The sequence below is a fragment of the Fructilactobacillus sp. X3R5C2 genome, assembly GCF_059901175.1.
The window spans coordinates 1-12913 of the sequence record NZ_JBWXVC010000001.1 but is presented as its reverse complement, the minus strand read 5'-3'; the positions used below and the strand labels follow the sequence as shown (position 1 = coordinate 12913).

8 protein-coding genes are annotated in these 12913 nt (G+C 42.4%); 4 read left to right on the top strand and 4 right to left on the bottom strand.

The window, feature by feature from the left end; genetic code table 11:
* Positions 1 to 185 precede the first annotated feature (185 nt).
* Together AC6UD4_RS00040 and pyrC are read left to right on the top strand one after the other, a co-directional pair.
* Positions 186 to 1136, top strand: a complete 951-nt coding sequence (locus AC6UD4_RS00040) for an aspartate carbamoyltransferase catalytic subunit (RefSeq protein WP_500693254.1) — start codon at positions 186 to 188, stop codon at positions 1134 to 1136.
* A complete protein-coding gene (gene pyrC / locus AC6UD4_RS00035; protein ID WP_500693253.1) occupies positions 1133 to 2407 on the top strand; it encodes a dihydroorotase in 1275 nt (424 codons plus the stop codon). The genes AC6UD4_RS00040 and pyrC overlap by 4 nt, the downstream gene beginning before the upstream one ends.
* Positions 2408 to 2461: 54 nt before the next feature.
* Here the strand turns inward: pyrC and AC6UD4_RS00030 are convergent, their stop codons facing one another.
* On the bottom strand, positions 2462 to 2968 hold the full coding sequence (locus AC6UD4_RS00030) for a type 1 glutamine amidotransferase domain-containing protein (RefSeq protein WP_500693252.1): 507 nt from the start codon (positions 2966 to 2968) through the stop codon (positions 2462 to 2464).
* Positions 2969 to 3146: 178 nt separating this feature from the next.
* Here AC6UD4_RS00030 and AC6UD4_RS00025 point away from each other — a divergent pair, with 178 nt between their 5' ends.
* Both AC6UD4_RS00025 and AC6UD4_RS00020 read left to right on the top strand, forming a co-directional pair.
* On the top strand, positions 3147 to 3776 hold the full coding sequence (locus AC6UD4_RS00025; protein ID WP_500693251.1) for a hypothetical protein: 630 nt from the start codon (positions 3147 to 3149) through the stop codon (positions 3774 to 3776).
* Positions 3769 to 4458 (top strand): hypothetical protein, encoded by a 690-nt coding sequence (locus tag AC6UD4_RS00020; protein WP_500693250.1) that lies wholly within the window; start codon positions 3769 to 3771, stop codon positions 4456 to 4458. Before AC6UD4_RS00025 ends, AC6UD4_RS00020 begins: the two co-directional genes overlap by 8 nt.
* A 100-nt stretch (positions 4459 to 4558) precedes the next feature.
* Here the strand turns inward: AC6UD4_RS00020 and AC6UD4_RS00015 are convergent, their stop codons facing one another.
* The 3 genes from AC6UD4_RS00015 to AC6UD4_RS00005 form a co-directional block, all read right to left on the bottom strand.
* Complete coding sequence (locus AC6UD4_RS00015) at positions 4559 to 7516, bottom strand: KxYKxGKxW signal peptide domain-containing protein (protein WP_500693249.1); 2958 nt, start codon at positions 7514 to 7516, stop codon at positions 4559 to 4561.
* Positions 7517 to 8093: 577 nt separating this feature from the next.
* Positions 8094 to 12104 carry a mucin-binding protein gene (locus AC6UD4_RS00010; RefSeq protein ID WP_500693248.1) on the bottom strand — a complete coding sequence of 1337 codons (4011 nt, stop codon included), beginning with the start codon at positions 12102 to 12104 and terminating at the stop codon, positions 8094 to 8096.
* Between the two features lie 335 nt (positions 12105 to 12439).
* Positions 12440 to 12913: LPXTG cell wall anchor domain-containing protein (locus tag AC6UD4_RS00005; RefSeq protein WP_500693247.1), on the bottom strand; the 474-nt coding region annotated here is incomplete at its 5' end.

The following is a 12913-nucleotide window of genomic DNA, read 5'->3' as shown; positions in this document are numbered from 1 at the left end:
AAAAAATAATTGACTTTCTACGTCAATTTAGTTAGAGTATTTATCAAATAAATCGAGACTACTTTAATTCAATCCAGAGAGATTGAAAAGTTAACTGGTTATGTCAAAAAATGGGCGTGCTACGTTAATTTGTAGTAGGCCCTTTATTTATGCAATTCAACCAAGTGAAAATCTAGGAGGATCAAATGGCATATTCATACAAGCATGACTTAGTGACGGTCTCTGACATGGACGAGAAACAAGTTTTACATAAGATTAAATTGGCGCAACTCTTCAAAGAGGGCAAGTCGGTGCACCTAAACCGCCCCACCTACGCAATGAACCTCTTCTTTGAGAACAGTACCAGAACGCACACCAGCTTTGAGATGGCGGAACGCAGACTCGGAATCCAGGTCCTTCAGTTTAACGCCAACACTAGTTCAGTCACCAAGGGTGAGACCCTCTCCGACACCATCAAAACGCTTCAGGCGATTGGCGTTGACATCGCGGTGATTCGGCATCCCGAAAACGAGTACTACCGACAACTACTGGACGACAACCTGAAAATCAGCGTCGTTAACGGTGGTGACGGAAGCGGTCAACACCCGTCGCAATCACTGCTTGATATGATGACCATCTACCAGGAATTTGGCACCTTCAAGGATTTAAACGTCGGCATCATTGGCGATTTAAACCACTCCAGAGTGGCCCGTTCCAACATGGAACTTTTAACTAAACTCGGAGCGCACGTGTCGTTTGCGGGTCCCGACCAGTGGTACGACCCGCAATTTGAGGAGTACGGTAAGCATTTAACCGTTGACGAACTGGCCCACAAATCCGACATCGTGATGTTACTCAGGGTGCAAAAGGAACGCCTCGGAAAAGAACTGGCGAACTTTGACGCCACCAGTTACCACGAACAATTTGGCTTAACTAAGGAGCGCTACCAAACGATGAAGGATAACGCCATCATCATGCACCCCGCTCCCGTCAACCGGGGAATTGAGATTGATTCCGACCTCGTCGAAGCCGACAAGTCCCGAATCTTTAAACAGATGACGAATGGGATGTACATGCGCATGGCCATTTTGACCGACGTCCTCGTTAATAAGGGCATTGTGAATAAAGCAGATATTGAGGGAATTGACGAACGATGAAAATTTTAATTCAAAACGGGCAACTTTTTCAAAATCAAGCGCTCAAACGGTGTGATTTACTGTTAGATGATGGTGTTATTAAACAAATTAAACCTCAAATTGAGCCAACGCAAACCGACAGGGTCATTGACGCCATGAATAAGGTGGTACTGCCCGGTTTGGTGGACGTGCACGTTCACTTCAGAGACCCCGGTCAAACGGAAAAGGAAACCGTAAAAACCGGTAGTGAAGCGTCCGCTCACGGTGGTTACACGACCGTTTGTGCCATGCCAAACGTCATGCCCGTCCCCAATACTCCTGATAAACTAAAATCAATGATTGAACATAACCTGCAACAGGGCGTTGTCAACGTGAAACAGTTCGCCCCCGTCACTTACAACGAACGTGGTGACCAACTCGTAAACTTTGCCGAGATGAAACAGGCTGGAGCCGTGGCCTTCAGTAACGATGGGATTGGGATTCAGAGCGCCCAGACCATGTACAAGGCCATGAAAAAGATCGCTCAAACTGGATTGCCTCTGGCTGCCCACGTCGAAGACCGCTCGTTAATGAACGGCGGCGTCATTAATGAAGGATTAGCAGCTCAAAAACTTGGCCTAAAGGGCGTTCCTGAAGTGACGGAAACCAGCCAACTAGCTCGCGACCTCGAACTAGCACGCGCTAGTGGCATTCATTACCACGTCTGTCACGTCTCAACAGCGCGCAGTGTGGAACTGATTCGACGAGCTAAAGCGGATGACGTCAACGTCACCGCCGAGGTCTCTCCCCATCACCTGCTATTAGACGATTCCATGATTACCAGTGACGACCCCATGTACAAGATGAATCCGCCACTGAGAACCAAAAAAGACCGGCAAGCGTTACTAGATGGACTATTGGATGGCACCATTGACATGATTGCGACCGACCACGCTCCCCACACTGTCTCTGACAAAGGGCATTCCTTTAACGATTCAGCTTTCGGGATTACCGGCATCGAAACGGCCTTTCCACTGCTGTACACCAGACTGGTTGAAACTGGGCGAGTCACTCTCAGTCAATTGATGGAATGGATGAGTAGCAAGCCAACCGCCTCCTTCAATCTCTCAAAAGAAAACCAAATCAAGGTTGGTAATCACGCCAATTTCTCAGTCTGGAATCTCAATGCGCCGCATCAAATTACAACCAAAAACATGAAATCAAAGGGAATTAATTCGCCGTTTATTGGCAAGCAAGTCGACGCGCAGAACCTCATGACCTTTGTTAACGGCCAAATCGTTTATCACTCATAATTAAAAAAATGCTTTACGTAATTAAATACGTAAAGCATTTTTACTATTGCTAGTTTAAATTAAGTCTTCGACAATGGCAGCGTTGAACTGATCCAAATCATCCGGAGTTCGACTCGTAATCAAGTGATGATCCTTTACTACCGGTTCATCTTTTACAATGGCACCAGCGTAGTAAATGTCAGTCTGAACGGTTTTATAAGCGGTCATCGTGCGACCCTTAACCAGTCCCGTTTGCATGAACAATTGGGGACCATGGCAGATCGCAAACGTTGGCTTGTCAGCTAACAAGAAACTTCTCACAAATTTAACAAACCGTGGGTCACCCCGCAGTTGATCTGGTGAAAAACCACCGGGAACTAGCAAAGCATCAAAACTTTCCGGCATAACATCGGCAATTCCAGCGTCAACCTTGGTCTTGTGTCCGTGTTTACCAATGATCTCTTCGCCAGCCTTCTTATCGATGATCGTAATATCGTGACCAGCTTTTTTCAATGCTTCGACTGGTGAAGTCAATTCAACATCTTCAACGTCATTAGTTACAAGTACAGCTACTTTAGCCATTTCTTATCACTTCCTTACCTATAATTTTACATGGAATGAAATTTCAGGGAAAATATTTTGCTTAACAATTTATCACAACTTTAGAACCAATGAAACTTAACGGAAATTTGATTTACACTTCTCACGGAAAGCCGCTATAATTAACGTAACTACATTTTCCAGAATTCGAGGGTATTTTATGAACAAGTCCAAACATGACGTCAACCTAGTTTGCGTGACGGTCGCATCCTGCATCATCTTCGTCTTAGTGATCCTGATAGGATGTCTGTTAGTCTCAACTCATCACGCCAAGGCTAAAAACCAACAACTTATGACTAAGATTAGGACAACCCGGCAGGAAACCAATACGTTAAACGCCAAAAAGACCACGCAAAAAGTTCAAAAGCAGCACCAGACCGGAGTCGACATCACATCCATTCAGAAAAATAACGACCAGGTCTACCAAAAGGCCATGAAGATGGCATACATGGCCAAATCAAGCAAACAGCGTCAAGCCGTTAGTAAGCAGTTTAAAAAGGATCGTTTCGATCCCACCCTTACTAAGACCATTTTAAGCACCAAGGGGCACAACCAAAAATACCTAAACCAAAAGATTGAGGACGTCTCCGTCAACAACGCTCGTTACGACAGCCAGTCTCAATCCTACAACTCGATGATCACCATTACCTTTGCCTCAAGGAAGAATAAGAAGCCAAACGTCTTGAATTACGTCGTTAACTACAACGTTAAGAAACGAAAGACAACCCTCGTTGGGACTTCATGGACCAGCACGTTCGTGGCGTTAGGAGGTCAAGAAATCAATGGCTAAAAACAACAAATTTCACCTCAATAAAAACGTCAGTGTTCTAGCAATCATGTTCGTAATCATTGTCGTCTTGCTCCTCGCCATCTTCACCCTGATGATTCATAATGACACCATTAACACCCAGGTTAAAACTAATCAGGCCACTCTTTCTGCCGAGCAGAAGACGTACAACCAACGGTTTAACTCCCTAAACAAGCGTTATAAGAATCGTCTTTTAAACACCGAAAATCAAAAGGCCGGCAGTATTCTGCAAAACCAACACATGGCTGACACGACCTACAAGAACCTAAACGAATTCTTCCAGATTTTCTATACCTACAACAACGACGATCAATTTCTGGCACGTCCTCAAGTCCTAAGGGAAGCTGGACTCATTGGACCAAATTACGCCAGCAACCAAAAGGTCTTTGGTAAACAGGGAAACAAGCAGACTAAAGACAAGGTCAAAAGTATGGGCATCAAGAGTAAAATGGTCGGGCTACAGATGTACGACAATCCCAACAGTCCCGAAACGATTAAAAAGATTCGCGTCATCGTCACGTACGCAACCAAGTACAACCAAAACGGCGGTGATAACGTCGACAAGCTGGGTGACGTGCTGTACAACACCAAGACCAATCAAGTGCTGAGCTATCAACCAATCGTGACCGTGGGCCACTCATTAGCGACGAAGTGGGACCAATGAAAATAGCCTTCAGGAAATTTCCTGAAGGCTATTTTTTTGAACTAATTTAACTTAATTAAACAAATTTTTCAAACTTCTCGTATTTAACCATGATATCAAGTTATTTGACCCGATGCTTCAAATCATGAAGTGCCAAAGCCATTGCTGAAGCAATAAAGCCAAGACCGATTAACTCGAGAATTAACGAGTCGTTCTCACCAGTTTGTGGCAAGTTCTTGGAATTCTGCTTAGCATTCTTTTCTGAAGAATTGAAAGCCTGGTGAATGGCTTGCGTACTTTGCGGTTCGACTACTTGACTACCGTTCTGCTTCGTTGAAGCTTCTGGTGTACCGGTCTGACTGCCATTATTTGGAACTACCGCAGATCCACCATTGTTAGTTGGTTGACCTGGCATGACAGAATTGCCACTTGGTTGGTTTGGAGTTACCGAACTGCCACCATTACCGTTTCCACCGTTATGACTTGGTGTAATCGGGTTAGTGCCGTTACCACCATTGTTGCTTGGGTGGTTCGGGGTTGGTGCATTCTTAGCCAAAACCGTGACCGTTACTACCAATGTGTCCCCGTTTGAAGCGGTAATGATAACTTTGTATTGACCAGGAACTTGGTTATTAACTTTCGAGGTGTCAATGCTTGTGATCGTTGCTTCCGTACCATCAGCGTTAGTTGCTCTAGCACCGTAGGCAGCGGCATTGGTAGGAACTAGATCACCAACGTGAATGGTAATTCCGTGACCTTCAAGACTCGTCTTATCCGCTAAGACGGTCACCGTTACTACTAATTTCTTGCCATTTGATGAAATAATGGTGACTGGATATTGACCCGGCACCTTATTATTAACCTTGGAAGTGTCGACGCTAGTGATACTTGCTTCTGTACCGTCCGTGTTAGTGGAACTGGCACCATAAGCTTGCGGGTCAGTTGGGACCTGATCACCAACGTAAATAGTTAATCCGTGTCCCACTAACGTTGCTTCGTCAGGGAGCACTGTAACCGTGACACCCAGTTTTTCACCATTGTTTGCGGTAATCGTTACCGGATAAACACCAGGAACCTCATTGTTTACTTTGGATACGTCAATGTTTGTGATCTGGGCTGGATTGCCGTTGTAATCAGTTGCTTGAGCATCGTAAGCTGCCGGGTCGGTTGGAACTTTTTGACCAACGTAAATCTTGATGTTGTTAGCACTTAAACGCGTGTGATTCTTCAAGACAGTGACGGTCACGGTGATACTTTCGCCATTATCTGAAGTGATGGTGACCGGATAATCACCAGGGATTTGGTTATTAACCTTTGAAACGTCAATCTTGGTAATCTTAGCGGGCTTACCGTTTTTGTAGGTTGCTTTAGCACCATATGCACTTGGCCACGTTGGAACCTGTCTGCCAATTCTGATGCTGGTTCCGTGAGCGGCAATGCTAATCCGACTCTTAACGACCGTGACGGTGACACCTAGTGTCTCACCATTGTCAGCGTGAATCCAAACTGGATATACTCCAGGGACCTGATTATTTACCTTCGACACATCAATCTTAGTGATTTTAGCCGGATTACCATCATAATCGGTTGCCTTAGCGTCATACGCAGCTGGGTCAGTTGGAACCTGGTCGCCAGTGTAGATAGTCAGGTTATGCGCACTTAAACTCGTGTGGTTAAAGAGTACGTGAACGTAGACCGTCTTGGTTAAACCGTTTGACGCACTGATAACAACCGGATAATCTCCCGCTTTAGTGTTATTGACTTTGGAAGTGTCAATCCCAGTAATTGTTGCTGGACTACCATCTGGGTTCAGAGCGGTCGCACCATAGGATTTAGCGTCGTCTGGAACGGCTTGCCCAATTCGAATGCTGATATCGTGACCGGTAATCGCGTCAGCGGGAATGGGAACAACGGTGACATAAGCAATCAAGGTTGGACCTGATAAAGTGTCAAGAGGACCGTAGATTACAACTGCATATTTTCCAGGTTTATTAAGGTTAACACTATTATAATTAACTCCATAAACTGCAAATGGAATAGTGCCATTCGTCATTTGAGCATCATAACTATCAGGATCTCCTAAATCGATATTAGTCGGATTACCTGTAAAAATGGAAATATTCTTGGCTGTAAAACTAACAATATCTACAAATGTTTGAGAAGTCGTGCCATCAGAAAGAGTAAATGGGACGTAGTAACGTCCAGGCACCTGATTATTAACTCCTGAAATATCAATAGACGTAACTTTTAGAGGATTACCCTGATCATCAGTTGCAACAATTCCATATGAACTTGGATCATCAGGAACAGGATCACCGACTTTAACCGCAATCGAATTAGAAATTATATGGTCAGCTTGAATGTTGTCTCTAACCTGTTTTGCTTGCTGATTAATTACCGCTGGTTGGTTAGTCTGAGCATTATTGGTGGTTTTCGGTGCTTGCTTTTCTGGAGCAACTACTTGTTTATTAAAATTGGCACCTTGATTATCAGTTTTTTGACTAGCTTGATTAGCGGGTGCTGGGGCAGTTTTTTGGTCGGTTGTGTTTTGTTGGCCATTATTTGGCTCTGGTTGACTCGATTGATTTTTGCTTTGCGCATCGTTCTGACTAGTAGCGGCTTGGTTGTCAGTCGGTTGTGAATTTGTTTGAGCTGCTTTTTCGGTTTGCCCGTTTCCATTCTTTGCTGACGATTGGTCCACCTGCGCAGTGTTAGTCGTCGGTTTAGATGAATCAGTTTGTCCTGGTTGAGCACTGACCATTGGAGGTGTCCCAGTGGTCTGATTAGTATTAGCTTGAGCCGCATTATCCTGCGTTTGAGTTACGGCTGGATTCGACTTACTTTGATTTTCTGGTTGCGATTGAGCAGACGTCGTGACTAGGTCACCCTTTACTGGTTGACTGGACGCTGTCTTTTGAATAATTTGTATATTGTGATTATTATTATTAGATTGACCGTTAGTATCAGCGCTTGCGCCAACCGTCAATCCTCCGACGGTAGCGACGGTAACAATGGCTGCGACCATCCACCGCTTTCCGGCTTTATACATCTTGTAATGTTTCTTGGTATTGTTCTGCATAAGGTTTCCCCTCTCGTTCTAAAATACATCTTGTGAATTATCAGAATATATAGTAAAACTGCTGTTTATATATTCACAATTGACATTGTAAACACGATGATGTCAGCAATCAACCTTTTAATATGTTTCACAATGTTTGTAAAACGTACTAGCAGAGAGGGTTTATAAAATAATAATTACTACGTAAAAATAGCGTGCGAAATCTAGCAACCCGTAATTTTTATCGAATTTCCGATATTTAAATTTCCTCTTATGAATGATTAGTCAATTTATCATTGATTTGCCGGTAATTATAGCTAATCTTGCCAAAAAACGTTTCTTATTTAATTAATTGATTAAAATAACACGAGTCTTATCCAATCGTTCACAATTTGTCTACTGTCAATTCTTTTTTTGACCGATTTTGTGTGAGTAAAATTCACAAAAATATTTGCAAAAATTTTTTTATTCCCGCACCAAATTAATTTTAAAAGTTTGATTAAACTCGGCTTTTGTTAAATAACTTTTCATAAATTAGCCATAAAAAAATGGCCAACATCCATTTCATAGATGTCGACCATTCAATTTAATTTAAAGCTTATTTGGTTTCTTTTTTATCTTTAAACCATTTTCCTAATCCAAAGATACCAAGAATTGAAAGTAACATAATTCCAATGGCACTTAGGACACCGTTATCTTCTTGACCAGTTTGTGGCAACTCACCCTTTTTATTAGTGTTGGTTGCATTTTCCTTAGCTTCATTAGTCCCATGTTTTTGTGACTTAACATAGGTATTATTTTCTGAAGTAGAGGATTCTGGGGCGGTTGTTTCTGAAGAATTCAAGTTGTTCTTATTTGAACTTCCATTACTTTCAGGAACCGCATTGCCATTGTGATCATTTGGTGTCATTGTACCATTTCCACCATTGTTGTTTGGTGTGTTTGGTTCAACGTTGTTCCCACTTTCACCATTGTTTCCATTAGTTGGATTCTCTGGTTCCGTTGGGTTTCCACCATTGTGGTCCTCTGGATGATTTAGCGTTGGGCTAGTTTCACCTGTCTGTTCCTTAGAATAGATAACTTCTCTTGAAGTATCATCACCAGCAGCAATGGTCCCACTAACTGAACTTTGAGCAGGCGTCATGTTAGCAACACTTGGTGACTTAACATTATAAGTGTTGTCATCACTCGTCCAATCGTTCCATTTAACATTGCCAGTTACCAAATCTTTGGTTCCAGTTCGAGTGAAGTGAGCCGTAATCGTCTTTGATGGTGCTACTTGATTGCCATCTTGGTCCACATAGTGAATGGTAACTTGACCAGTTGTCTGATCTGTTACTGCTTGGGTATTATGCGTGTAAACAACATTTACTGAATCATACTCATTTGGAGTAATAGTTCCGCTAACTGAGTCCTTATCAGGAGTCATGTTAGCAATTTCTGGTGAGGCAACGTTGTAAGTATCACTTCCATCGCTCATCCATGGTCCCCAGGTAAGTTCACCCGTTGCAAAGTCCTTCGTCCCATTTCGAGTGAATTTAACGGAAATAGTCTTTGAAGGTGCCACTTGGTTACCATTTTGATCAACATAGTGAATGGTTCTTTGACCAATTGCATTACCAGTTACTGAAGCCGTGTCATGGGTGTAGTAAACATTAATTGTATTATTTTCCCCACGAACAACGTTTCCAATAACTTGATATTTATCGGGTACCATGTTGTAAACCTTAGGTGAATCAACATTGTAATGAGCATCATCACTCGTCCAATCATTCCAAGTAACATCATTCGTTACTAAATTCTTAGTCCCAGTCCGGGTGAAATGACCAGTAATAACCTTTGATGGTGCCACTTGATTACCACCAGTTTTGTCAATGTAATTGATGGTTGTTTGACCAGTAGCTTGCTCACTTACTTCCGTAGTGTCGTCAGCATAAGTAATATTTATTTCACTGTTATCATTTGGGTTAATCGTTCCGATAACTGATTTCTGACTAGGAGTTCTGTTAGGAACATTTGGCGATGTCACGTCGTAAGTGTTGTCAGTACTTGTCCAATCGTTCCAAGTAACTTTACCAGTTACCAAATTCTTAGTTCCAGTCCGAGTAAAGTGGGCAGTAACTGTATTCGATGGGGCAACCTGATTGCCATTTTGATCAACATAGTTAATGGTTACTTGCCCAGTGGCTTCATCCTTTAAATCTTCAGTATTATCAGTGTAAACCACTTTTGTTGAACCATTTTCGTCAGGATTGATGGTTCCACTGACTGAATCCTGACTAGGAGTTCTGTTAGGAACACTTGGTGATGGAATGTCATAAGTGTTATCGGTACTTGTCCACTTATCCCAGCTAATAACCTTATTTGTCAATGGATCTCTTTGACCAGTCCGGGTGAAGTGCGCGGTGATGACCTTATCTGGTTGGAGGGTATTACCATTTTGATCAACGTAATGAATGGTAAATGTTCCAGTGGTTGAGTCTGTAACTTCTTGACTAAGAACGACTGTGACACTCACCGTCTTATAACTCGTCAATCCTTTCGAATTGGTTGTCTTATAAGTCACGTTATAGACACCAGCCTGCTTGTTAGCAATGGCTTCTCTTAAAGCGGCATCATCGGAGATTTCAACTTTATCGCTGGTTCCGTCTTGAACATCACTTGAACTTACACCATCTAACAGGTAACTGTCCAAATTATCAATGTTGAAGGTGTCAGCATTTAATGACTTATCACTGGCCGTGATGGATGGGAAGAAACCTTGTTGGTCATTAGTTTGGTAAACAAAACCCATGGGAATACTATTATTTCTCGAAGTTCCCTGATCATCATGATAACCAAAGTTAACGGAATATCTGCCACCAGTATTTGGAGCAATAAAATTACCAGTAAACTGTAAGTATTGAATGGTTACCCCATCTGGGAAAGTAATCGATAATCTAGCATGGTTCGCATCAATTTGGTCAACTTGAACCTGAACGCCAGGCAAAACCTGTCTTAACTGATCTAACGTAATCCACTGACCAGCATACTGTCCGGCCCATCCAGGTGTATAAGGAGTTCCTGCCTTAGGAATTCCAAACCGAAGTCCGTTTAAATCAAACGAAGCCCCGTCACCCTGAATGTCAACGGTCCAGGTTCTGCCAGTTAGGTTATTTAGATTAGGGTCTGGATCTTGATTGGGATAAAGGATATTAGTAAAGCTAGGTTGATCACCCTTGGCTGGATCATAGATTGCATCACCATAAGTAGGAACTGAAATCGGATTATTAGCAGTAGGTCCATCATAATTTGGACCAACACCAGCAAATCCAACTCCACCTATTCCTGCTCCCAAGTTGGGTGCCTGAACACGGTCAGGTGATGGTTGATTATTATTAGAAGCAACGTATCCATAGTAAAATTTGTTTATCAAATAAGTGGAATTACCCTGCTGAAACTCAGTTGAAAAGTTAACTCCAACTAGTGGAACAGTTGGGTCAGCTTGAAACGGAATGTTCAAAGTAAACGAGAACGAACCCGTTGTAAAAGCAATATTCTTATCGAAAATGTAATAAGCTTGACCCGTGTTAGGATCAAATTCTAAGTGACCATATTCCGATCCACCAGTCATTGTAATTTTATTCCAATCAATAACCTTTTTCATCATGACATCACTACCCGGATCAGTACTGTTGGCAATGTTAAAGACGATTCTGTCACCAGCATTGATGGTAGCGTCAGCATCGGTAATATTAATGTCGGTTCGAACTGACATACTCCCAAACTGGTTAAAGTTAGTATTGTCCGGAGATGCGTCACTTGTGATGTTGATACCTTTTGGTAACGTACTACTGTCACTAGTGGTATCAGCATTCATTTGTTGATTACTTCTTACAACATCAGGATTAGGCTGATTGGCCCTTTTGGCGTCATCATTTTTAGCCTGCTTAGTATCATCTGGTTTGGCTTGGGTATCAGTTCCTTGATCCTTCTGATTATCAGTTTTTGTCTGATCAGTTTGTGAATCGGATTTAGCTGTTGCATCATTTTGGTTTGATGAATCCTGGGTCTGATTTTGATTATCAGAAGTATCACTTGGTTGGTTCTCAGTCTGCTTCTTTACATCACTGGACTGGTCAGTCTTCGATTGATCAGTTTTACTATCTTGTGATGATTGCTCAGTTTTCTGGTCCTGAGGTGCTTGATTAGAATTATTCGTGGATGATTGTGATTCTTGTTTACTATCATCCTGTTTCGACTGGTCATTTTGCGTCTGAGTTTGTGAATCAGTCGCTGGTTGAGTTGCTTGATCCGCCTGCTTTTGCGAATCAGCTGTTTGACTCTGGTTATCCTTTGTCTGACCATCTGTTGCACTGACAGCTTGGTCTGAACTACTTGGGTTCGCATCATTTTGACTAGATGACGTAGTACCCGGTTGCGTCGCCGTACTCGTCTGGTCTGCTTTTTGTTCAGACGGAACGGCTCCTGCATTGGCCTGCGTTGAAGTGGTGTCAGCACTTGCCCCAAGCGTCATTCCACCGATTGTAAAAGTGGTGACAAGGGCAGCAACCATCCAACGTTTCCCAGACTTATACATCTTAAAACGTTTCTTTGAATCCCTAAACATAAATAAACACTCCTTAGTACCCTGGCGGTTACAAAATAATAAATCACAAACTATACTTATTATTCATTATTACGGAGACTCATTATACATAAAAAATACGATAACTCAATCATCTTGTTTAGCAAACTCGTCAATTAGTTAGGTAATTTCAGTTGTGAATTTTTAAGCCTAAATCTCACTATGCTAGTGCCGACACGTTTTCAGCAATTTATTCATTTCTTAATAAATTGCTGAATTTTTTAATTATTAAAAATATATAAAAAAGGCTAACACCCAAAATGGATATTAGCCTTTAAACTTATTAATCTCGCTTAATCTTTAAATCACAAACTGACTTACTTGGTTTCTTTTCGGTCTTTAAACCATTTTCCTAAGCCAAAGAAGCTGAGAAGTGACAGAAGCATGGTTCCGATCAGGCTTAAGAAGCTATCAGAACTTTGACCAGTTTGTGGTAACGTCGTCTTCTTTTCAGACTTTTTAGCTGGCTTAGCTGCTGGAGCTTGCTTTGCTTTGGGCTTAGCTGGTTGAGCCGGTGCTTTAGCAGGAGTTTGTGGGGCCTGCTTTGCCTTCGGAGTTTCCGGTTGTGCGGCCGGAACTTCCTTTGGTGCACTTGGCTTAGTTGGTTCCGGTTGTGCTGAAGGTTTCTCTGGTTTATTTGGAGCTACCGGAGTTGATGGTTCAGCATTCTTCACATAATGAATTGGGGTATCTTTTCCTAAATCATTGTGATCAATCGGATATGGTGTGCCAGGGACCAACTTGTTCCCGTTCTTATCAACTGGAGTGTATCCAGGAATGTCAGGGATAAG

Excerpts from the sequence above, each read along its gene's own strand:
- AC6UD4_RS00040 (WP_500693254.1), top strand. The coding sequence starts at position 186 with ATGGCATATTCATACAAGCATGACTTAGTGACGGTCTCTGACATGGAC.
- pyrC (WP_500693253.1), top strand. The coding sequence starts at position 1,133 with ATGAAAATTTTAATTCAAAACGGGCAACTTTTTCAAAATCAAGCGCTC.
- AC6UD4_RS00030 (WP_500693252.1), bottom strand. The coding sequence starts at position 2,968 with ATGGCTAAAGTAGCTGTACTTGTAACTAATGACGTTGAAGATGTTGAA.
- AC6UD4_RS00025 (WP_500693251.1), top strand. The coding sequence starts at position 3,147 with ATGAACAAGTCCAAACATGACGTCAACCTAGTTTGCGTGACGGTCGCA.
- AC6UD4_RS00020 (WP_500693250.1), top strand. The coding sequence starts at position 3,769 with ATGGCTAAAAACAACAAATTTCACCTCAATAAAAACGTCAGTGTTCTA.
- AC6UD4_RS00015 (WP_500693249.1), bottom strand. The coding sequence starts at position 7,516 with ATGCAGAACAATACCAAGAAACATTACAAGATGTATAAAGCCGGAAAG.
- AC6UD4_RS00010 (WP_500693248.1), bottom strand. The coding sequence starts at position 12,104 with ATGTTTAGGGATTCAAAGAAACGTTTTAAGATGTATAAGTCTGGGAAA.